At 70.0% G+C, this 20,388-nt stretch carries 21 protein-coding genes; 11 read left to right on the top strand and 10 right to left on the bottom strand.

The genetic code is table 11. The features are described from left to right. Nucleotides 1-222: 222 nt before the first annotated feature. Complete coding sequence (locus UA74_RS21250) at nucleotides 223-1,068, top strand: TetR/AcrR family transcriptional regulator (RefSeq protein ID WP_075765300.1); 846 nt, start codon at nucleotides 223-225, stop codon at nucleotides 1,066-1,068. A 166-nt stretch (nucleotides 1,069-1,234) separates the two neighbouring features. On the opposite strand, the gene UA74_RS21245 is transcribed toward UA74_RS21250, so the two are convergent. After that, entirely contained in the window at nucleotides 1,235-2,485 is a 1,251-nt protein-coding gene (locus UA74_RS21245; RefSeq protein ID WP_075741831.1) for a glycosyltransferase, read from the bottom strand. A 781-nt stretch (nucleotides 2,486-3,266) separates the two neighbouring features. On the opposite strand from UA74_RS21245, the gene UA74_RS21240 reads away from it, so the two are divergent. Beyond that, nucleotides 3,267-4,016, top strand: a complete 750-nt coding sequence (locus UA74_RS21240; protein ID WP_232237357.1) for a M50 family metallopeptidase — start codon at nucleotides 3,267-3,269, stop codon at nucleotides 4,014-4,016. A 140-nt stretch (nucleotides 4,017-4,156) separates the two neighbouring features. Here UA74_RS21240 and UA74_RS21235 read toward each other — a convergent pair whose 3' ends face one another. From UA74_RS21235 to rpmB, 5 genes are all read right to left on the bottom strand, one after another. Next, nucleotides 4,157-4,981 (bottom strand): aldo/keto reductase, encoded by an 825-nt coding sequence (locus tag UA74_RS21235; protein WP_075741830.1) that lies wholly within the window; start codon nucleotides 4,979-4,981, stop codon nucleotides 4,157-4,159. Nucleotides 4,982-5,133: 152 nt separating this feature from the next. After that, entirely contained in the window at nucleotides 5,134-5,385 is a 252-nt protein-coding gene (gene rpsR, locus UA74_RS21230) for a 30S ribosomal protein S18 (protein WP_075741829.1), read from the bottom strand. Nucleotides 5,386-5,393: 8 nt separating this feature from the next. After that, the gene (gene rpsN, locus UA74_RS21225) at nucleotides 5,394-5,699 is read right to left on the bottom strand and encodes a 30S ribosomal protein S14 (RefSeq protein WP_075741828.1); all 306 of its coding nucleotides are present in this window, start codon (nucleotides 5,697-5,699) and stop codon (nucleotides 5,394-5,396) included. Next, nucleotides 5,699-5,863: a 50S ribosomal protein L33 gene (rpmG, locus tag UA74_RS21220; protein ID WP_075741827.1), complete on the bottom strand. Its 165-nt coding sequence runs from the start codon at nucleotides 5,861-5,863 to the stop codon at nucleotides 5,699-5,701. Before rpmG ends, rpsN begins: the two co-directional genes overlap by 1 nt. Then, nucleotides 5,864-6,100 (bottom strand): 50S ribosomal protein L28, encoded by a 237-nt coding sequence (gene rpmB / locus UA74_RS21215; protein WP_075741826.1) that lies wholly within the window; start codon nucleotides 6,098-6,100, stop codon nucleotides 5,864-5,866. Nucleotides 6,101-6,400: 300 nt separating this feature from the next. Between rpmB and mrf the strand changes: the two genes are divergently transcribed. The 4 genes from mrf (at nucleotide 6,401) to UA74_RS21190 (ending at nucleotide 9,256) form a co-directional block, all read left to right on the top strand. Next, a complete protein-coding gene (gene mrf, locus UA74_RS21205; RefSeq protein WP_075741825.1) occupies nucleotides 6,401-7,648 on the top strand; it encodes a ribosome hibernation factor-recruiting GTPase MRF in 1,248 nt (415 codons plus the stop codon). Then, nucleotides 7,645-7,914 carry a type B 50S ribosomal protein L31 gene (locus UA74_RS21200; protein ID WP_075741824.1) on the top strand — a complete coding sequence of 90 codons (270 nt, stop codon included), beginning with the start codon at nucleotides 7,645-7,647 and terminating at the stop codon, nucleotides 7,912-7,914. The genes mrf and UA74_RS21200 overlap by 4 nt, the downstream gene beginning before the upstream one ends. Next, nucleotides 7,914-8,069, top strand: coding sequence for a 50S ribosomal protein L32 (gene rpmF / locus UA74_RS21195; RefSeq protein ID WP_075741823.1), 156 nt, complete (start codon nucleotides 7,914-7,916; stop codon nucleotides 8,067-8,069). The genes UA74_RS21200 and rpmF overlap by 1 nt, the downstream gene beginning before the upstream one ends. Nucleotides 8,070-8,455: 386 nt before the next feature. After that, complete coding sequence (locus UA74_RS21190; RefSeq protein WP_075741822.1) at nucleotides 8,456-9,256, top strand: class I SAM-dependent methyltransferase; 801 nt, start codon at nucleotides 8,456-8,458, stop codon at nucleotides 9,254-9,256. A gap of 34 nt (nucleotides 9,257-9,290) precedes the next feature. Here UA74_RS21190 and UA74_RS21185 read toward each other — a convergent pair whose 3' ends face one another. Beyond that, complete coding sequence (locus tag UA74_RS21185) at nucleotides 9,291-10,265, bottom strand: DMT family transporter (RefSeq protein ID WP_083683448.1); 975 nt, start codon at nucleotides 10,263-10,265, stop codon at nucleotides 9,291-9,293. Between the two features lie 155 nt (nucleotides 10,266-10,420). Beyond that, nucleotides 10,421-11,374 (bottom strand): sugar kinase, encoded by a 954-nt coding sequence (locus UA74_RS21180; protein WP_083683446.1) that lies wholly within the window; start codon nucleotides 11,372-11,374, stop codon nucleotides 10,421-10,423. 157 nt (nucleotides 11,375-11,531) lie between these two features. Here UA74_RS21180 and kduI point away from each other — a divergent pair, with 157 nt between their 5' ends. From kduI to UA74_RS33750, 4 genes are all read left to right on the top strand, one after another. After that, nucleotides 11,532-12,371, top strand: a complete 840-nt coding sequence (gene kduI, locus UA74_RS21175; protein WP_198042806.1) for a 5-dehydro-4-deoxy-D-glucuronate isomerase — start codon at nucleotides 11,532-11,534, stop codon at nucleotides 12,369-12,371. After that, nucleotides 12,368-13,129 (top strand): 2-dehydro-3-deoxy-D-gluconate 5-dehydrogenase KduD, encoded by a 762-nt coding sequence (kduD, locus tag UA74_RS21170; protein WP_075741819.1) that lies wholly within the window; start codon nucleotides 12,368-12,370, stop codon nucleotides 13,127-13,129. The genes kduI and kduD overlap by 4 nt, the downstream gene beginning before the upstream one ends. Nucleotides 13,130-13,214: 85 nt before the next feature. Continuing rightward, complete coding sequence (locus UA74_RS21165) at nucleotides 13,215-14,012, top strand: IclR family transcriptional regulator (protein ID WP_075741818.1); 798 nt, start codon at nucleotides 13,215-13,217, stop codon at nucleotides 14,010-14,012. 155 nt (nucleotides 14,013-14,167) lie between these two features. Next, nucleotides 14,168-15,979 (top strand): L-lactate permease, encoded by a 1,812-nt coding sequence (locus UA74_RS33750; protein ID WP_075741817.1) that lies wholly within the window; start codon nucleotides 14,168-14,170, stop codon nucleotides 15,977-15,979. Between the two features lie 214 nt (nucleotides 15,980-16,193). Here UA74_RS33750 and UA74_RS21155 read toward each other — a convergent pair whose 3' ends face one another. Further along, nucleotides 16,194-16,937 carry a lysophospholipid acyltransferase family protein gene (locus UA74_RS21155; protein ID WP_075741816.1) on the bottom strand — a complete coding sequence of 248 codons (744 nt, stop codon included), beginning with the start codon at nucleotides 16,935-16,937 and terminating at the stop codon, nucleotides 16,194-16,196. Nucleotides 16,938-17,503: 566 nt separating this feature from the next. Next, nucleotides 17,504-18,538, bottom strand: coding sequence for a LacI family DNA-binding transcriptional regulator (locus tag UA74_RS21150; protein ID WP_075741815.1), 1,035 nt, complete (start codon nucleotides 18,536-18,538; stop codon nucleotides 17,504-17,506). A gap of 545 nt (nucleotides 18,539-19,083) precedes the next feature. On the opposite strand from UA74_RS21150, the gene UA74_RS21145 reads away from it, so the two are divergent. Beyond that, nucleotides 19,084-20,334: an ABC transporter substrate-binding protein gene (locus tag UA74_RS21145; protein ID WP_075741814.1), complete on the top strand. Its 1,251-nt coding sequence runs from the start codon at nucleotides 19,084-19,086 to the stop codon at nucleotides 20,332-20,334. Nucleotides 20,335-20,388 lie beyond the last annotated feature (54 nt).

Raw genomic sequence — 20,388 nt, 5'->3', positions numbered from 1 at the left:
ACCTGCCTCGACGTCCGATACGGGTCCGACTCTCGACCCGGCAGACCAGGGCAGGGTCCCATGGTCGCCCGAGCAGGCCCCGGCGGGGCCGAAGCGCGTCTTCGACGCCGTGACAGGCGCGTTCCCGACGCGCGTCCGACCGTCGCCCGGTGGCTTTGTGATCTTGATTTGGGCATAGTGGTGATCGTCGGTGTTCGTCCATCGCAGCGTGGAAGGCAGAGCGTGAGCAGCAAGCGACCGGGAGTCGCCGGGCAGTCGGGCGGCCCGCCCAGACGGCGTTCCGACGGGTCGTCTCGGCGTCGTGAGGAGCTGCTCGGCATCGCCGCCCGCCTGTTCGCGACCCAGGGCTATCTCGCCACCAGCGTCCGGGAGATCGCCGACGAGGCAGGCATCCTGTCCGGGAGCCTCTACCACCATTTCGACTCCAAGGAATCACTGGCCGACGAGCTGCTGCGCGGGCTGCTGGCGGCGCAGCGAGGTGGCTATCAGCAGGTGCTGGACGTGGGTGGTCATCCTCGGGAGGTGCTCGCGGGGCTGCTGCGCGCCGATGTCGCGCTCCTGGACACTCATCTGGAGGCCGTCGCGGTCTTCCAGGCGGAGCGGAGGCACCTGGCCCGGGTGGATCGCTTCGCCTACCTCGATCGGCATCGCCGCTGGGTGCAGCGGCAGTGGACGACGCTGGTCGGCGAGGGACAACAGCTCGGTGCCTTCCGGAAGGACCTGGACGGCTCGGTGCTGTACCGCCTCGCGCACGAGGCCGTGTGGAACGCCGCCCACTGGTTCAATCCCCGAGGGCGGACGACGGCCGCCGAGTTGACCGAGCAGTACCTGAACCTGCTCTTCGACGGGCTGCTCACGCGGGACACCGCGCCTGCGGACGTCGATGTCGCCGACGGCCTGCCGACGGTCCGGCCGAGGCAGCCCGCCGATGAGGACGCCCGCCCGGCGCCGTCGGCGGACGACCCGTCGATTGAGGACGCGGCCGGGCCGGTTCGGGAGGCAGCCCTACCGGTGGTCGGGGACCCACGACACGCCCCCGGCGACGGCGCATCCGAGGCCGACGAGTGATCTGACCCGCCGAGAGCCCTGGTCGGCTGCCGGTGAGTGCTGCCCGTCAGTCGGTGTCAGGGCCTGCGTCGTCGGGCCGGCGCGCGGCGCGGGCCTGCCTACGGCAGGCGATCAGACCGACCGCCTACCGGCCTGCCCCGCCCGTCCGGGCGGGGCAGGCCCGTTCTCAGCGCAGGGCGTGCTCGTAGATCTGCCGCATCGCCTCGGCATAGCGGTTCGGGGTCAGCGACTGCACCCGGGACCGGGCTGCCTCGCCGAGCCGTTCGGTGGCCGCCGGGTCCGCCAGCAGCCGCAGCAGCGCCGCGCCGAAGCCTTCCGGGGTGTTCTCGGCCAGCACGGCGTCCTCGCCCAGCGGGCCGGAGGCGTGCAGCGCCGGGTCACAGAGCACCGACGGCCTGCCTGCCAGCGCCGCCTCCTGGAGCACCAGGCCCTGCGTGTCCGTCATGGACGGGAAGGCGAAGACCTGAGAGGCGGCATAGCCCGCCGCAACGACGTCCGGCGGCTGCTGCCCGAGGATGATCGTGTTGTCGGTGATGCCGTGCTCGGCGAGCAGCTTGGTCAACCACCGTCGCTCGTACACGGCCCCGATGAGCACGAGCCGTGCCGACGGCAGCTTCTCGACCACCTTGGCGAAGGCCGGGGCGAGCAGCCCGATGCCCTTCTCCCGGTTGATCCGGCCGACGAACAACGCCACGGGTGCGTCGGGGGGGATGCCCCACGCGGCCCGCAGCTCCTCGGCGGCCTTGGGCTCGGTCCTGGGCAGATTGATCCCGGCGGGCGCGACGAAGAGGCGGTCGCTGTGCGTCGTCAGCTTCGCCCGGTCGAGGATCGCCGCGGTGGGGGCGACGATCGCGTCGGCATCGCCCAGCAACAGCTGGTTGATGGCGTCGATGAGCGCGCCGCGTCGTTCGACGTCCTCCTCGACCTCTGGCGGCGGGGTGCCGAGCCTGCGCGCGTAGAGGCGCATCATCGTCCGCAGGCCGATGGCCGGGATGCGATACGCATCGACGTAGGCGTGCAGGTCGGTGTGGTAAGTGTGCACGATGGGCAGGTTCAGCGACCGCGCCACGAACAGGCCGAGCAGTCCCATGGGTCCCGGCGTGTGCACGTGGACGAGGTCCGGCTTCCACTCGGCGAGCTGCGCGACGTGCCTGCTGCGCGGCCAGGTGAGCCGCAGGCCCGCGACGCCGCAGGGCATCGAGCCGAGCTGTAGGACGCCGGGTTCGTTCTCCTGCTTCGGGTGCCGGGGCACCACCAGCATGCTGGGATGTCCTGCGGCGGCGAGGCTCGACATCAGCGTGCGCACCGAGGTGACGATTCCGTCACGTCGCGGCAGGTAGGTGTCGCTGAAGTGCAGCACGCGCAACTGCCGGGACCGATGACCGGAGTCGTGCGTGCCGACCTGCGCCGGGATCATCGGCGGAAAGTGCAGTGCTCGTCGTCGAAGGCGAAATCTGCTTCGTCTCGTGCCTGCGCGCCTCAGGAGCGGGGAAATCTTTCTGATCCTTCCATGCAGGAACACTGATCCAGTGGATGTGGACAACCCAAAATACGGGGCGCCGAGGTCTGGCGGGAACCTTTCCCGACGGCTGGTCGGAGTGTCCCGTTCGTCACCCTCAGGGAGCAGCAGAGCTTCTCATGTCGGATGCCGGCCAGGCCGACTCCCGTCGAAACGGGCGAGTCGGACTTGCTATTCCACTGCGTCTGTGTTCGGCGATCGTGCCGAGCCGACGGGTGATGCCTGACGTCACCCGCGAGAGCTTGTCGATCGATCGTCGAGATGTCCGGCGGAGGACGTCGATCGAAGGCATGGATACCGAGCCGAGCTGCACGGCGGATCGCACAGGTGCCGAGCGGAGCGTGCTCGCCGATCGTCGGCTTGCTGGTTCGAACATGTCTCCAAGACTCTTCCTGCTCGCGCTGCCGGTGCGGACCACGCCTGGGCGGCGCCCGCTCCGCCGTCGTTGTCGAAACGGTGACACACCCTGGCCGACGGTTCAATTGTGAAGTGATGTTTTCGGGGTGAAACCAGGGTCGTCTCAGGGCTTGCCCGACGGGTTCATTCGTCGTTCGCGGCCCCGAGGCCTGGATGTCAGCCCAAGGCCGCCCGGGCGATCTTCGCGACCACCCGCACGGCGATATCCTCAGACGCCCGTCGGGGCGGCTCGTCGGGTCCGGCAGGCAGTCGTGTCTGATGGGTGACGGACAACCGAGGATTTCGAGTCGACCCGGAGGTGGGCACGCTGGACATCGAGTGGCGGGAACTGGTCGAGGCACCGCTGAGCTCCGAGCTGACGCTGGTGCTGGGAACGGGCCTGCTCGCCCTGGTGCTGGTGGCCCAGCGGCGATTATGGCGGGTGACCCGCAACGTGGTGACGATCGTGCACGAGGGCGGCCATGCCCTCGTGGCGTTGATCACCGGCCGCAGGCTCATGAGCATCCGGCTGCACTCCGACACCTCGGGTGTCACGGTCTCGCGGGGACGTCGGAACGGTCCTGGGATGGTGTTCACCGTCCTTGCAGGATACCTCGCCTCCCCGTTGCTGGGGCTGGCCGCCGCAGCCGCCATGGTCTCGCAGCGTCACGTCGTGCTGCTCTGGGTGACGGTCGGGCTGCTCGCGGCGATGCTGCTGCTCATTCGCAACCTCTTCGGCGTGGTCTCACTGGTGCTGACCGGTGCCCTGGTCTTCTGCGTCTCCTGGTTCGCCCCCGAATCGGTCCAGGTGGCGTTCGGCTACGCCTTCAGCTGGTTCCTGCTGTTCGGCGGTGTGCGCCCGGTGCTGGAACTCCGCGTGCTGCGCCGGGGGCCCGGTCCGAGGGACTCCGACCCGGACCAGCTCGCCCGCCTGGCGGGCGGCTCGGCCCTGCTGTGGACCGTCGTCTTCTTCCTCGTCGCGATCGGCTCGCTGGCCTTCGGCGGCCTGATGCTGCTCTCCTCGCCGAGCTGAGCCGCCTGCGCGGCGGGGCGGGCGCGGGCTCCCGCCGCCTCCGCACTCAGCGGGCCGGCCTGAGGGCGCCCCGTCATCACGGACGGCCTCCGTCGCGGCGAGGCGACGGAGGCCGTCTGGTGATCGAGGCGAGCCCGAGGTCAGCCGAAGTCGTCGGGGTTCATGCCGATCCTGGTATCCGAGTTCAGCCCGGTGACCGCCGCCATGTCGTCCTCGGTGAGGGCGAAGTCGAAGACGTCGATGTTCTCCGCGATCCGGGACGGGGTCACGGACTTGGGGATCACGACGTTGCCGAGCTGGATGTGCCACCGCAGCACGACCTGGGCCGGGGTCTTGCCGTGCTTCTCGGCCAACGCGGTGATCGTCGGGTCGGTCAGCAGGCCGCCCTGGGCCAGCGGGCTCCAGGCCTCGGTGATGATGTTGTGGCTCGCGTCGAACCGGCGCAGTTCCGCCTGCACCAGGTTGGGGTGCAGTTCGATCTGATTGATCGCGGGCACCACCGCGCTGGAGTCGAGGAGTCGTTCGAGGTACGGGACGTGGAAGTTGGAGACGCCGACGGCACGGGCCCGTTCCTCGTCGAGCAGCTTCTCGAACGCCCGCCAGGTGTCGACGTAGTGCCCGCGCTTGGGCTGCGGCCAGTGGATGAGGTACAGGTCGACGTAGTCCAGACCCAGCTTCTCGATGCTCTCGTCGAAGGCGCGCAGCGCGCTGGCATAGCCGTGGTCGTCGTTCCAGAGCTTGGTCGTGACGAAGACGTCCTCCCTCGGCAGGCCCGAGGCGCGCAGCGCCCGACCCACCGCCGCCTCGTTGCCGTAGACGGCGGCGGTGTCGATGCTGCGGTAGCCCGCGGCCAGCGCGGCGGTGACCGCGGCCTCGGTCTCGGCGTCGGGGATCTGGAAGACGCCGAAACCCAGCTGCGGGATCTGCACTCCGTTGTTCAGTGCGATGGAGGGAACCTGCGGCATGGTCTGTCGACCTCCTGGCTCGAAGACGGTGCGAGCCGAGCCTGCCGCGCCGGTCGAAGGACGTCGGGCTCGGCTGCCGCCGACCAGTCTCCCAGCACTGGCCGCCGCCCGCCCGGCCGAATGACGGCGGCCCGTGCCTGGACTCGCACCGTCTAGCGGGTCTGTTGGCTCGGGTAGGGCAGCAGTGCCATCTCCCGCGCGTTCTTTACCGCCCTGGCGACCTCTCGCTGCTGCTTGGAGTTCAACCCGGTGACCCGCCGAGCCCTGATCTTGCCTCGATCGGACAGGAACTTGCGGAGCAGCCCGACATCCTTCCAATCGACGTGCTCGACCCCTTCGCGCTTCAACAGGTTGACCTTGCGCTTGAGCGGGCGAAGCTTGCCGTTCTTCGGCTTCGGTGGCATCGCAGACCTCACCAACTCGACTTCCGCACGCCGGGCAGTTCGCCCGCGTGTGCCATCTCCCGGAACCGGATCCGTGAGAGCCCGAAGGTCCGAAGGTAGGCACGCGGCCTGCCGTCGGAGACGTCCCGGTTCCGGATTCGGGTGGGGCTGGCGTCCCTCGGCAGGCGTTGCAGGGCGAGCTGCGCCGCGTCCTTCTCCTCGGTGCTGGACCGAGGCGATCGGATGGTCTCCTTCAGCGTGGCTCGCCGCTCGGCGTGTCGCGCGACGATCTCCCGGCGCCGGTCGTTCTTGACGACCTTGGACTTCTTCGCCATCAGCGTTCCTCCCGGAACTCGACGTGCCTGCGGACGACCGGGTCGTACTTCCTGATGCGCATCCTGTCGGGATCGTTGCGCCGGTTCTTCCTGGTGACGTAGGTGTAGCCGGTGCCTGCGGTGGACCGGAGCTTGATGATCGGACGCGTGTCGTTGCGGGCCATCTAGAACGCCACCCCTCTGCTCCTCAGCTCGGCCGCCACGGACTCGATCCCACGGCGATCGACGATCTTGATCGCCGTGGTCGACAGTCGCAGGCGGATCCAACGGTTCTCGCTCGCCAGCCAGTAGCGGCGGCGCTGCAGGTTGGGTTCCCATCGTCGGGACGTGCGAACGTGCGAATGCGAGATCTTCTTGCCGTAGCCCGGCTTGGCGCCGGTGACCTGACAGACGGCGGACATCGCTTCCCTCCCTCTCCTCGCTCGGCGTCGGTCGGCCCGTGCGGACGACCGAGCGCTTCGAGACTATGACAACCATTTTCAATAAACGTCACGGGGGGTCGGTGCCGAGGCGGTCCGGCCTGCGGGGCGGGCGATCGGCGGGGTTCGCCGTCGTCGGGCGGCTCGCCGGGGCCGCCGTGGAGTTCTCGGGCGACATGCGCCGTCATTTATTGGTAATGATTGCCATTATCTACTAACCTTCGCCTCCCGGCCGGTCGACGGCTGAGCCGGGAACCGAACGAGAGGGTGAGGTGGAGGTCCTTGACTGCGGCGGAGCGGAATCCGTCCCTGGTCGTCGTCGCGGGGTTCGCGGCCGACGGCGCGGCGCAGGTCGCCGATCAGCTGTGCGGACCGACCACGGCGGTGATCCATCATGATCTTCGGCTGATCACCCAGGGTGTGGTGCGGCGCAGGCTTCGCGCCTTCGGCGCCGATGTCACCACCGCCGTGGAACTGGCGCACGGCTGTGTGTCGTGCACCCTGCGCGAGGACCTGCTGCCGCTGGTGCGCAGGCTGATCGACGGCGGCGGGCTCTCCCGCATCGTGCTGCACCTGGACCCCGCGCTGGAGCCGGAGGCGGTGTGCTGGGCGTTGCACCACGTCCTCGTCGACGACCGGCCGATCCTCGCCGATGTCGAGGTGGCGGGTGTCCTCACTGTTCTCGACGAACGGAGCTGGCTGGACGACGCGGGAGGCGACGAGCCGATCGCCGAGCGCGGCATGGCAGCGAGCGTCGATGACGAGCGGACCGTGGCTCAGGTGCTCGTCGGGCAGGTGGAGTTCGCCGACGCGCTCGTCCGGGCACACCAGGCCGAGGAGCCCTGGGCCGCCGCGCGGACCGCCGCAGTGCTCGACCGACTGGCTCCGACAGCGCCCCGAGCGGCGCTGTCCGGGCTCGACGTCGAGAGCCTGCTGGCCAGGGTGCCGTCGGGGGCCCGGCGCGGGATGGTCGACGACGCGCACGGCCCGCTGCTGCGCGGGCAGCCGCCGCTGGACTCCGACTGCGGAGTCGCGACGGTGCTCTTCCAGGACCGCAGGCCCTTTCACCCGGACCGGTTGCACGAGGCGATCGACGTCCTGCTCGACGGGGTGATTCGCACCAGGGGCAGGCTGTGGCTGGCGACGCGGCCGGGCGAGATGCTCTGGCTGGAGTCGGCGGGCGGCGGCCTGCGGGTGGCGCCCGCGGGCCCATGGCTGGCCGCCGTCGACGCTGAGGCCTGGGCGGCTGCCTCTGCCGAGCGACAGGCGGCGGCGGCACTGCGGTGGGACGCTGTCTACGGGGATCGGGTGCAGGAGTTCGTCGTCATCACCCATCGCGCGGACCCCGAGGAGATCTGCGCCGCGCTGCGCAACGCCCTGCTCACCGACGTGGAACTCGCCGAGGGCGCGGAGGCCTGGCAGCGCTACGAAGATCCGTTCGGAGCCTGGCACAGCGATCCGTGCGAGGACGACGACACCGGCCGCGACGGAATCGACGTCGTGGCCGTCGAGAGGAAGGACGAGAGGTGAAGAAGGATATTCATCCCGACTACCACCCGGTGGTCTTTCGGGACTCCTCCACGGGAGACGCGTTTCTCACCCGCTCCACGATCACCTCGGAGCGCACGGTGGAGTGGTCGGACGGCAACACCTACCCACTGGTGATCGTCGACGTCAGCTCCTCGTCGCATCCGTTCTGGACGGGAACGCAGCGGCTGGTCGACACGGCCGGTCGGGTCGAGAAGTTCCGTCGACGCTACGGCGAGCGGGCCAGGCCGAAGTCGGGGGACTCCTGATGGCGGTTCCGAAGCGGAAGACGTCCCGCAGCAACACCCGGCATCGCCGCTCGCAGTGGAAGGCGGCCGTGCCGGACCTGGTTCCCGTCGTGATCGAGGGAAAGCGGGTCCTGGTGCCGCGCAACCTGATGCGTCATCTCCACCGGCAGTCCTGAACTCCAGCGAGGACGCCGCCTGCGGGGTCCGGCCGAGACGGCCGGGCCCCGCAGACGTGTGACGGGGTCTGCCGTCGATCCCGTCGCCGGATCGCCGTCCGAACTCGTCTTCGGCCCTGCCGCTCTCGACCCTGCCTGCTCTCGAACCCCACCGCCGGTGACCCCAGCGTCGTCGTCGCCGCCGTGCCGGTCCGCAGGCCATCGGGGCTCGGAACTCGGCGGCACCGATGGATTCGGCGGTCGGTCCGACGTCGTCTGGCGTGGGACCGAGCCTGCTCGGCTCGGTCTCGCTCGGGAGACGAGGTCGGGGTGTTCCACCAGAATGGTAATGACTATCGTTGGCGCTAAAGCTTTCGTCGGGGCCAGGAGAGACGCAGGTGTCGAACATGAGCATGGGCGAGGTCTTCAGCGCCGGGCATGTCGAGTTCAGCCGCTGGTCGCCCCTGCTCTGGGAGCCGCTGGGCGAGCAGCTGGTGCGGGTGAGCGCGCCGCAGCCGGGCGAACACGTGCTCGACGCCTGCGCGGGTGCGGGCGCCTCGGCGATCCCGGCGGCCAGGGCCGTCGGCGAGCACGGCTCGATCGACGCGGTCGACCTCGCCGAGCGCCTGCTTGCCGAGGGGCGCGCTCGCGCGGCGGAGCTGGGGTTGTCGAACATCCGCTTCACGACCGCCGACGTGACCGCCTGGCCCGCTCCTGACGGCGGATACGACGTCGTGCAGTGCGCCTACGGGATCTTCTTCCTGCCGGACATGGACCGCGACGTGACGCGGCTCGTCGGCCTGCTCCGGCCCGGCGGCCGGATCGTCGTGAGCACCTGGGACGAGGGTGCGATCAGCCCGCTGCCCGAGGTGGCGATGGCGGCGGTGCGGCGGGAGCGGGACCTGTCCGCGCCCGTGACCTCGCCCGGGAATCCGGCGGGGCGGGTGAACAGCCCGGCGAAGCTGCGTGACTGGCTCACCGGGCTCGGCCTGCGGGACGTGGCCGTCGAACAGGTGCCCTTCCGGACCGCGTTGACGCCGGACCTCGCCTGGGCGATGGCCGCCGGATCGGCGCTGCGCGGCGTGTTCACGGGTCTCGACGAGGCCGCGCTGGCCAGGGTGAAGGCGGACTACCTCGCCGAGCTGGCCCGTCGGGAGCAGCACACCCTGTGCGGCGACTCGTTGATCGGAGTGGGCGTCCGAGGCTGAGCGGCCGCAGGTCCGCCCCTCGCGTGTCGTCGGCTCAGCTCCGGATCTTCGGCGGGAGCGGCGGAGCGGGTGGCGCGGCGTCCGGATCTGGCGTAGGTGCCGGTAGTCCGTCTCGGCGGCGCGAGAGCGCCACCCCGATCAGGCAGAGCGCGCCGCCGAGCAGCGCGAGGGGCGGCGGGACCTCGTCGAGCAGCAGCAGCCCGCCGAGGATCGTCAGCGGCGGCACCAGATAAGTCGTGACGCCGAGTCGCCCGGCGTTCATCCTGGCCAGGGCGTACGCCCAGGTGCTGAACGCCAGTGCGGTGGGCACCAGCCCCAGGTAGATCAGCCCGCCGATCTCGGCGGGTGTCCCGCCCGCCAACTCCCCGATCAGTCCGGGTGCGAAGGGCAGGCAGACCACGGCGCCGATCGTGCAGGCCAGCCACGTCACCTGGAGCGCGGGCAGCCTGCGCAGGACGGGCTTCTGGGCGAGCACCCCGATCGCATAGGTGATCGCGGCCACGACGCAGAGCAGCACCCCGCCGAGCTCGACCTCCCTGGCCCCGGCCGATCCGACGCCGATGATCACCGCCCCGCCCATCGCCACCGTCGCGCCGATCAGCAGCCACCGGGGGAAGCCCTCGCCGAGAATGCTGCCCGCCAGCAGCGCGATGAGGATCGGGCCTATGTTGACCAGCATCGAGGTGGTGCCTGCGTCCAGCGAACGTTCCGCCGCGTTCAGTGCGATGTTGTAGATCGCGAACCAGGACACGCCGCACAGCGCCAGCAACGTCCATTCCCGGCGGCTGGGCGTCACCCACGAGCGGCGGACGAGGAGGAGGACGCCGAGCGCCAAGGAGCCTGCGAGGAGCCTGCCCAGCGACAACGGGCCGGGAGAGAAGGTCTCGCCCACCCAGCGGATCGCCACGAAGGCCGAGGCCCAGGCGACGACGGTCACGGCTGCGGCGCCGAGCGCCCGTCCTGTCCGGTCGGGTCCGGCCGGGGATGCAGCGGAGGTCGTTGTGCTCACCGATGGACGGTAACGGCGTGAGACTTCGGGAACCGGCGAAATCCGGACGTGGTACCTGCCGCTACGGTGCTTCCCCGGAAGCGGTGCGGGGCCGATGGCACCGGGCCCGATGCGATCCCGCCAGGGCGTCTGATCCGAGGTGAACCCGGACGTGATCAGCGTTCCACGTGGTCCGCCCCGTCGAGCAGCCTGGCGACGGCCTCGGCGGTGGGGGCACTCTCCGCGTCGCCGGGAACGGTCACCGCGCAGGCGCCCGCCGCGTTGGCCGATTCGAGGCAGCGGCGCAGCGAACGGCCACCGAGCCTGCTGGCGAGGAAGCCCGCCGCGAAGGCGTCGCCCGCGCCGACCGGGTCGACCACGCGGACGCGATGTCCGTCGGCGAGCACCACGCCGCCCTCGTGCACCGCGTAGGCACCCGCCTCGGTGTGCACCACCACCACGGAGGCGCGGATCGTCGACCGGTACTCGGCGACGGCCTCCGGCACGCTCGACCCGGTGAGCACCTCGGCCTCGGCGTCGCTGAGGAACAGCACGTCGGCGCGGGCGGCCAGTGCGCCGAGCAGCTTCGAGGGATCGCGATCTCGCAGCAGCCGTCGACGGATGTTGACGTCGAAGGACAGCGGCACGCCCGCCTCCTCCGCCGCGTCGGCCATCGCCTCGACGGCGGCGGCCGAGGAGTCGGACAGGGCCACCGAGATGCCCGTGAGGTGCAGCAGCCGCGCGCGCCGGACCAGGTCCAGATCGACGTCCTCCGGCGTGAACCGGGAGCCCGCGCAGTCGTCGCGGTAGAACCGGACCGTCAGCTGCTCGGGTGCGCTCCACTCCTTGACGTACATTCCCGTGTTCGCGCCGGGGTCCCGGCGAAGCCCCGTGACGTCGACGCCCTCCCCGCGCAGAAACGACGACACCTGCTCGCCGAACTCGTCCTGACCGACCCGGCCGAGGAACCCGACTCGCAGGCCCAGCCTCGCCAGCCCGGTCGCCACGTTGACCTCGGCCCCGCCGACGCGCTTGGTGAAGGTGTGCACGTGACGCAGGGGCCCGGTATGGGCCGGGTCGAACACGATCAGGCCCTCGCCTGCGGTCACCACGTCGATCACGTGTGTCACGTCGTCGTCCTTCCGGTAGGCCGCTTCGTCGCCTTCATCGGGCGCGTGCGGACGGCCCGATCGACCACTTCCGTTCGAGTGATCATGATGTTAGCTCAGTTCCCACTGATCGGAAATATGTACCGACTATCGGTACATGAGGGGAGCGGTGGGGGTCATGAGGTCGATGGACGTCCGGTACGCCACCAACCCGGACGACGCACGGTCCTATGGAACAGCGGAGCTGCGGAGCCGATACCTGGTCGAGGACATGTTCGTTCCCGGCGAGCTGCGGCTCACCTACAGCCATCAGGATCGCGTAGTGCTCGGCGGGGCGATGCCCGCCGAACGGCCGCTTGCGCTGGGCGTCGACGACGCCGTGCGCACCGACTACTTCTGCGAGCGTCGGGAGCTCGCGGTGTTCTGCATCGCGGGCGAGGCGACGGTCACCGTCGACGGCGTCGTGCACGACCTGGCAGGCCGGGATCTGCTCTACATCGGCCGAGGCAGCAGGCAGATCTCGCTTGCCGCGCGGGCGGGCGGCGAGCCGCCGAGGCTCTATCTCTTCTCCACACCCGCGCACGAGACCCATCCGACCGTGCTGGTCCGTGCCGATCAGGTGACACCGGTCGACCTCGGCACCGCCGAGGAGGCCAACCGGCGACGCCTGCGCCGCTACGTCGACGGCACCCTCGTGACGAGCTGTCAGCTCATGATGGGCTTCACCGAGATCCTGCCCGGCAGCGTGTGGAACACCATGCCCTGCCACACCCACGTCCGCCGCACGGAGTGCTACCTCTACTTCGACCTGGACGAATCGGCCAGGATCGTGCACTTGATGGGCAGGCCGACGGAGACCCGACATCTCGTGGTCGCCAACGAGCAGGCCGTCATCTCGCCGTCCTGGTCCGTCCACTCGGGAGTCGGCACCGCGAGCTATTCGTTCGTCTGGGCCATGGCGGGGGAGAACTACCGCTTCGAGGACATGGATCACGTCGACATGGCAGAGCTGCGATGACGGCGGGCGAGCTGTTCTCGTTGCGCGGCCGGACCGCCCTGGTGACCGGGGCCCGCACCGGCCTCGGCCGCGCGATGGCGGTGGCACTCGCCGAGGCGGGCGCCGATCTGCTGCTGCTCGGACACGGCGGCGATCTGTCACCGGTCACCGACGAGGTGCGGGCCCTGGGCCGGACGGCAAACGTCGTCACCGTCGATTTGGCCGACCCGGACTCGGTCGTCCCGGCCGCCGAGGCACTGCTCGCCGATCATCGGATCGACGTCCTGGTGAACAACGCCGGCATCATCCGCCGGGCTCCCGCACTGGAACATCGGCGTCGCGACTGGGACGAGGTTTTGGCCGTCAACCTGGACTCGCTGTTCCTGCTCACCCAGGCGCTGGCGCGGCCGATGGTGTCCCGGCAGTCCGGGAAGATCGTCAACATCGCCTCGCTGCTGAGCTTCCAGGGCGGCATCACCGTGCCCGGCTACACGGCGAGCAAGCACGCGGTCGCGGGGCTGACCAAGGCACTCGCCAACGAGTGGGCGCCCTTCAACGTGCAGGTCAACGCGATCGCGCCGGGTTACTTCTCGACCGACAACACCGAGGCGCTGCGCGCCGACCCGCAGCGCCACGACGCGATCCTCGCCCGCATTCCCGCCGGTCGATGGGGCGAGGGCGCGGATCTCGCGGGCGCGGTGGTGTTCCTCGCCTCCGCCGCGTCGGACTACGTCACCGGGCAGGTGCTGGCGGTGGACGGTGGCTGGTTGGCCCGCTGAGGCGCCCTCGGCGCCGCCCGCCGCGCGGATGTCCCGCTCATCGGTACATTGTGGCCTTCCGGTTCGACGTCTCTGGGAGGACTCCATGCACGCGACGACGGGACAGCCGCGCAGGCCGGACCAGAGCGGGACCCTCGAACGGGGGCTCGCCGTGCTGGAACACGTCGGCGCCGCCGAGGAGATCTCCACCAACGCCATCGCGGCCCAGCTCGGGCTGAGCCGCAGTGCCGTGTACCGCATCGTCAACACCCTGAAGGAACTCGGCTACCTGGAGGCCGATCACGTCACCGGCCGGGTTCGGCTCGGCACCCGGCTCGTACAGCTCGGCGTGCAGGCGATGTCCTCGGTGGACCTGCATCAGAGCGCCCCGCAGTTCATGGCGCCGCTGGCGGAGGAGTCCACCGAGACCGTCTACCTCGCCGTGCCCGACGGCGACTCCATGGTCTACCTCGCCAAGGAACAGGGCGTCCGCGCCGTCACGCTGAACTGTCGGCTCGGCGGTCGTCGCGCTCAGCACGTCACCTCGTTGGGCAAGGCATGGCTGTCCGCCCTGCCCCCGGCGGAACGGGCCGAGCGGGTGGCGCGGATGGACCTGATCCGACTCACCCCGAACACCATCGTCGACCGGGATCGTCTCCTCGACGAGCTGGACCGGACCGCGCGTCGCGGCTGGGCGATCGACGACATCGAGAACGAACCGGAGGTCGGCTGCGTGGCGGCCCCCGTCCGGGATCGGACCGGGCGACCGGTGGCCGCGATCAGCATCGCGGGACCGGCGGATCGGGTGCTGCCCAGGGTCGAGGAGCTGGGTCGGGCGGTGGCACTGGCCGCCGCAGGCCTGTCTCGCAGGCTCGGCCATCACCTGCCCCCCGGAGCACGGTAGAGCCTGTCTTCGATCCTCCTTCTCTTCGGGATCGCCTGCCGCGCAGCGGTGCGAGGACAGGTCTCTAGGTGACGCCTCGGGGCACGCGACGAGTGCCTGTCCCGAGGGCGGCGACCCGCTGGCCGCCGCGACCTGCGAAGACGAAGGAGTTGACCGTGGGTTGGGTCCAAGACTACGAACCGGTCGGCGGGCTGTGGGTGTCCGCCCTGCTCGCAGCCGCACCGATCGTCGTGTTGTTGGCGGCATTGGGTGTGTTCCGCAGATCGGCGCACCTGTCCGCGGCGCTGGCGTTGCTGACCGCGCTGGGCATCGCCGTGTTCTCCTACGGGATGCCGGTCGGTCTGGCGGGCAACGCCGCGCTGTTAGGGCTGATCTTCGGCATCTGGCCCATCGCGTGGATCGCCTTCCATGCCGTGTTCTTCCACAACGTCACGGTGGCGACTGGGCGATTCGAGAGCATCAAGGCGGCGCTCGCGGGCTTCAGCCCGGACCGCCGCATCCAGGCCCTGCTGATCGCCTTCGGCTTCGGCGCCCTGTTGGAGGGCGTCGCGGGCGGCGGATCGCCGATCGCGATCACGGCGGCCATGATGGCAGCGCTGGGCTTCCCGCCGATCAAGGCCGTCGTGCTGGCACTGCTGGCCAACACCGCACCGGTCGCCTTCGGCGGGCTCGGTAATCCGATGATCGTGCTCGGCAGCGTCACGGCACCGCTGCTGGGCGTCGAGACGGAGGAGGCGACGCAGCTGTTCTCGGCGATGTCCGGCCGCCAGCTCCCGTTCCTCGCCCTGATCATCCCCGCGTTCATGGTGGTCGTGCTCGCAGGCTGGCGGCGGATGGTCGAGGTGTGGCCCGCGCTGCTGGTCACCGGCGGCAGCTTCGCCATCACCCAGTTCCTCATCTCCAACTACGTCAGCCCCAGCCTGGTCGACGTGGGCGCCGCGCTGGCCGCGATGGGTTCGCTGTGGGTGCTCACCCGATTCTGGCGGCCGAGGGAGGTCTGGCGCTTCGCCGCCGAAGACGCCGAGGCCGAGGGCGCCGACGCGGCCCGGCAGGCGGAGTCCACCGGCCCCGGCCCGCGAAGGACCCGCGCGGACGCGACGTCCGTGCCGGGCGCCACCGGAGCCGAGGCGGACGGCGGTTCGAAGGCCTCTGCTGCGGCGGCCTCGACGAGGTCGGGTTCGGTCGGCGGCGGACTCTACGCCTGGATGCCCTATCTGATCCTGATCGCGGTCATCGTCCTGTCTCGCATCGGGACGCTGTTCCCCGGCCTGCCCGGCTGGCTGGACGTCACGGCCCTCTTACAACGTGCCACGGTCGACATCCCGTGGCCCGGCCTGCACGAGGCGGTGGTCCGGGTGCCGCCCATCACTCCGGAGAACGCCGACTATCCGGCCGTGCTGACCCTGGACCTGCTCTTCTCGCCGGGCTCGGTGGCCCTGTTCGCCACGATCCTGGCCGGTCTGCTGATGGGCGCGCGGCCCGTCTCCCTGCTGCGGGTCTACGGGCAGACGATCGTGCAGATGCGCTGGGCGCTGGCGACGATCATGATGATCCTGTCGATCTCCTTCGTGATGAACTACTCCGGCGCGACGTCCACGCTCGGGCTGGCGTTCGCCACGACCGGGGTGCTCTTCCCGTTGTTCTCGGCGTTCATCGGCTGGCTCGGCGTCTTCCTCACCGGCTCCGACGCGTCCGCGAACAGTCTCTTCGGACCGATGCAGGTGATCTCGGCGCAGCAGCTCGGCATCGATCCCACGCTGGCGGGCGGCACCAACAGCTCCGGCGGCGTAATGGGCAAGATGATCTCGCCGCAGAACCTGGCCGTCGGCGCGACCGCGATCGGCCAGAGCGGCAAGGAGTCGCTCCTGTTGCGCAAGACCTTCCTCTGGTCCGTGCTGCTGACGCTCGCCGTCGGCGTGATCGCGCTGCTCCAGGCCACCGTCTTCACCGGCATGATTCCGCAGTGACGCCGGGAGCGTCCCGTTCGTCGAGCCGATCCGCAGGGCGCCCGGTTCTCGGTGGCGTCCGGCGGCCTGCCGACGGACGGGGCGCTCGCGAGCACCGGGGGTGATCCGTCGTGCGCCGGTCTCGGGTCGAGGCTTCGGCACGGCCTGCGCGGCCCCCGCTCACGCGGCTCGATGACGGCGGATGCTCGACCCGACCACGCCGGGGCCCACTCGATCAGCGATGTTCCGGGCGTTGCGCGTCGAGTTCGGCGGCCTCCTCCGGCGTCGGCGCCGAGCCGTCCAGATGGGCGGGCTGCCACCAGTTGTCCGTGGGGTCCGCCGGACGGTCGGGATAGGAGCGCTGCGCCGCGTCGAGCAGCGCGCTCAGCCGGGTGTGCAGGTCGGCGGTGACCTCCTCCGGCGAGTCCGCAGAGGAGGGGTGCATCGGCTCGCCGAGGCTGATCGAGACGGGCACGTGTCGTCGGGTGAGGGTGCGCGGCCTGCCCTTGGTCCACAGCCGCTGGGTCCCCCAGAGCGATACCGGGATCAGCGGGACACCCGCGGCGGCGGCCAGCCGGGCGGCGCCGGTCTTGAGGTCCTTCACCGTGAACGAACGGCTGATGGTCGCCTCCGGGAAGACGCCGACGACCTCTCCCGCTCGCAACGCCGTCAAGGCCTGGTCGTAGGACTCGGCCCCTGCCGCGCGATCCACCGCGATGTGCCGCATTCCGCGCATCAGCGGTCCGGCGATCCGATGGTCGAAGATGGCCTTCTTCGCCATGAACCGGACCAGCCTGCGCGACGGCTGTGCGCCGTAGCCGCAGAAGATGAAATCGAGATAGCTGACGTGGTTCGCCGCGAGCACGGCCCCGCCCGTCCTGGGCACGTGCTCGGCGCCGGTGACCGTCAGCCGCAGATCCAGGATGCGAAACATGGTCTTGCTGGCGAAGACGATCGGCGGATACACGAGTTCCGGCATGACCAGACAGTAACCCCCGCGCAGGACCCTTCTGACCAGCCATGGGGCTCGAACCTACGGTGGCGTAACCTGTTAGCCTGCGATCTGAGGCCTGCCCGAAATGCCTGACTTCGTCGGTAGTCGGCTCGCCGCCGCATCGGGCCGCCGAACACGGCTCCGCCGCTGCGACGTGATGTCGGGCAGGTCGTCGACGTCGAGTGATGCCGGCGGGATTGGCCAGAACCGGCCCCCACGAAGTCCTCGGATTCCATTCCCGGAGCCGCGTGTGCGGGTGTCGACGGGCGTGGCCCGTGCGATCTGCGTACGCCTGCCCGTTCGGGCAGAGATCACCTGCCTCGCGGGCATCATCGGCCCGTGTGGAACCCGCGCCGGGCCGTCGGATGGCACCGTCTGACGTCGGAGCCCGCCGAGGTGCCCTCCCGTGTCGCACGCGGGAGGGACCGGCGTGTCATGGCCGACATCGCCGACCGCTTCCGGACCCGGCCGCGACCATGCTCCGATGCAACGGCCTGCGAGAGGCGAGACTGTCGATGACAGAGGAGGCCGGTTGTCACGCCGACAGCGACTCAGGTCGAGCCGCGCAGCACCAGCTCCGTGGGCAGGATCAGCGGCGCGACCTTGCGGTCACCGCCCTCGATCATGGCGCGCAGCATTCGCGCCATCTCGCGGCCCATGAACTCCACGGGCTGGCGAACCGAGCTCAACGGCGGATCGGTGTGCCCGGCGACCTCGGAGTCGTCGAAGCCGATCACGGCCACGTCCTCCGGCACCCGGCGTCCCATCGCACGCAGGGCGATGAGCGCGCCTGCGGCCATGAGGTCGCTGGCCGCGAACACGGCGTCCAGGGCGGGCTCACGCTCCAGGAGCTGGCGCATCGCCCGCTCGCCGCTCTCCCGACCGAAGTCTCCGATGGCGTAGAGGTCTCTCGGCACGCCTCGGCGACCGCGCAGGGCCGAGCGGTAACCGGCCAGTCGGTCCACGCCGACCGACATGTCCTGCGGCCCGGTGATCGTCGCGATCCGGCGACGCCCCTGGTCGTAGAGGTAGTTGGTCGCGCTGCGCGCCCCGCCGACGTTGTCGGAGTCGACGTAGGGGATCTCGGGCGTGGTGACGTGCGGTCTGCCCGCCATCACGACGGGGATGCCGCCGGAGGAGAGCCTGGCGGGCAGCGGATCGTCGCCGTGCACCGAGACGAGCATCAGCCCGTCGACGTGCCCGTTGTGCACGTACTGCTCCACCTGAGCGTGCTCGCGGGCGGTCCAGGACATGACCAGGACGAGCTGGAGTCCGCTGTTGGACAGTTCGCGACTCGCGCCGCGCAGCAGGCTCGCGAAGAACGGTTCGCCGAAGACCCTCGTCTCCGGTTCGGAGACGACGAAGGCGACGGAGTCGGCCCGTCGGCTCGCGAGACTGCGGGCCGCGCGGTTCGGTACGTAGCCCAGCTCGTGCACCGCCTGGAGTACAGCGGCCCTGGCCGATTCGCTGACCTGGGGAGAGCCGTTCACCACCCGCGAGACGGTGCCGCGTGAGACGCCGGCGGCGGCGGCCACCTGCTCCAAGGTGGGCCTGCCCGCTCCGTTTCCGTGGTTGGCTTCGGCCACTGTCTGAACACCTCCGTACTGTGGCGAGGAGGGAGCTCGTGTCCGGACCTGGTCGAACCGCACACGATGCACACGCCTCCCCCAGTGTTGGGAGCGCTCCCGGCCCCTGATGGTAGGACATCGTCGGTTCTTTCCCCGCACTCGCGTCCAAAGTACCTGGTCGGGTTCCTGGTTTGACCGTCGGCGCTGTTCAGGGGGACGAGAAATCTCTGGGAGCGTTCCCATATGCGAGTGCGGGGCCGTCGTGGCGTGAGTCGGGCGTGCCGGGAGTTCGGCAACATGGCGACGGCATCGTCGCACCATCCTCGGAATCGAGTAAGTACAGGTCAGAAGCGAAAAATGCCCTCGATGTCCGCTGTGGGCCCCGATGTCTCAGGTAACACCATGGAAACGTCCCCTTGACTTCGCTACTGTGGCCTTCGACACTGTTGCCCAAGAATTTGGGAGCGCTCACAGGTTCTTTCGCTGTTCAGCGGGCTCGGTCCGAGCCCTTCCCGAGCCAGTACCACCGATGAGGAGTCGACGTGCGTCATCCGAGACGGAGAATGCTCGCCCTGCCGATAGGTCTCACCGCCGCCCTGACCCTGTCCGCCTGTGGTGGCGGCGGGGAGGACGGCGACATCGAGCTCGTGGTGGCGACGTTCAACGAGATGGGCTACGAGGAGCTGCTGGAGGAGTACGAGGAGGCCAATCCCGGCATCACCGTCACCCACCGCAAGACCGGCGCCGCCGAGTCCCACCATCAGAGCCTGTTCACCAGGATCAACGCGGGCTCCGGTCTGGCCGACGTCGAGGCCGTCGAAGAGGGCTACATGGCGCAGGCGATGGAGGCGTCCGGCCGGTTCAACGACCTGGCCGAGATCGGACCGGACGACGTGAGCCCGGACCGCTGGCTGGACTGGAAGTACGAGGCAGGCGTGACCCCCGATGGCAAGCTCATCGGCTACGGGACCGACATCGGTCCGCTGGCCATGTGCTACCGCGCCGACTTACTGGAGGACGCGGGCCTGCCCAGCGACCCCGCCGAGGTCGGCGAGCTGTTCGCGACGTGGGACTCCTACTTCGCCGCCGGTGACGAGTTCGTCGCGGCGAACCAGGACTCCGCCTGGTTCGACACCGGTGCCCAGGTCTTCAACGCCATGCACAACCAGTTGGAGACCGGCTACTACGACACCGACAGCAACGTGGTGATCGAGTCGAACACCGCTATCAAGGACAACTGGGATCAGGTCGTCGCGGCGGTCGAGGGGGGCCAGTCCGCGGGCCTGGAGGCCTTCAGCCCCGCGTGGGACACCAGTTTCGGCGACGACGCGTTCGCGACCAAGACCTGCCCGCCGTGGATGCTCGGCCAGATCGAGGGTCTCGCGGGCGAGGACAAGGTCTGGCGGGTCGCCGAGGGCTTCCCGGAGGGCGGCGGCAACTGGGGCGGCACCTGGCTGACCGTGCCCACCCAGAGCGATCACCCCGAGGAGGCCGCTGCGCTGGCCGCGTGGCTGACCGCGCCCGAGCAGCAGACCAGGGCCTTCGTCGCCTCCGGCCCCTTCCCGAGCCAGGTGGAGGCGTTGGAGTCCGATGAGCTGCTCGCGCTGACGAACGAGTACTTCGACGTCGAGACCGGCGCGTTGTACGCCGAGCAGGCGGCGGCCGTCGGACCCGCGCAGTTCAAGGGTCCGCGTGACGGTCAGATTCAGACCAACGTGCTCACGCCCGCGTTGACCTCGGTCGAGGAGGGCACCGCCAGTCCGGACGAGGCGTGGGACGCCGTCGTCAGCGGCGCGGAGAACCTCGCAGGCTGACCGAAGACGAACCCCATCAGGCCGGCCGCGGGCCTCGCCGAAGTGATCTTCGGC

This window comes from Actinoalloteichus fjordicus (genome assembly GCF_001941625.1).
GTDB classification, from domain to species: domain Bacteria; phylum Actinomycetota; class Actinomycetes; order Mycobacteriales; family Pseudonocardiaceae; genus Actinoalloteichus_A; species Actinoalloteichus_A fjordicus.
The sequence above is the reverse complement of the archived record's forward strand: the minus strand, read 5'-3'. Positions and strand labels throughout refer to the sequence as shown.

Excerpts from the sequence above, each read along its gene's own strand:
- kduI (WP_198042806.1), top strand. The coding sequence starts at position 11,532 with ATGAGGTCGATGGACGTCCGGTACGCCACCAACCCGGACGACGCACGG.
- rpmG (WP_075741827.1), bottom strand. The coding sequence starts at position 5,863 with ATGGCCCGCAACGACACGCGTCCGATCATCAAGCTCCGGTCCACCGCA.
- rpsN (WP_075741828.1), bottom strand. The coding sequence starts at position 5,699 with ATGGCGAAGAAGTCCAAGGTCGTCAAGAACGACCGGCGCCGGGAGATC.
- UA74_RS21245 (WP_075741831.1), bottom strand. The coding sequence starts at position 2,485 with ATGATCCCGGCGCAGGTCGGCACGCACGACTCCGGTCATCGGTCCCGG.
- UA74_RS21235 (WP_075741830.1), bottom strand. The coding sequence starts at position 4,981 with ATGCCGCAGGTTCCCTCCATCGCACTGAACAACGGAGTGCAGATCCCG.
- rpmB (WP_075741826.1), bottom strand. The coding sequence starts at position 6,100 with ATGTCCGCCGTCTGTCAGGTCACCGGCGCCAAGCCGGGCTACGGCAAG.
- rpmF (WP_075741823.1), top strand. The coding sequence starts at position 7,914 with ATGGCGGTTCCGAAGCGGAAGACGTCCCGCAGCAACACCCGGCATCGC.
- UA74_RS21145 (WP_075741814.1), top strand. The coding sequence starts at position 19,084 with ATGCTCGCCCTGCCGATAGGTCTCACCGCCGCCCTGACCCTGTCCGCC.
- UA74_RS21155 (WP_075741816.1), bottom strand. The coding sequence starts at position 16,937 with ATGCCGGAACTCGTGTATCCGCCGATCGTCTTCGCCAGCAAGACCATG.
- UA74_RS21165 (WP_075741818.1), top strand. The coding sequence starts at position 13,215 with ATGCACGCGACGACGGGACAGCCGCGCAGGCCGGACCAGAGCGGGACC.
- kduD (WP_075741819.1), top strand. The coding sequence starts at position 12,368 with ATGACGGCGGGCGAGCTGTTCTCGTTGCGCGGCCGGACCGCCCTGGTG.
- UA74_RS21190 (WP_075741822.1), top strand. The coding sequence starts at position 8,456 with ATGAGCATGGGCGAGGTCTTCAGCGCCGGGCATGTCGAGTTCAGCCGC.
- rpsR (WP_075741829.1), bottom strand. The coding sequence starts at position 5,385 with ATGCCACCGAAGCCGAAGAACGGCAAGCTTCGCCCGCTCAAGCGCAAG.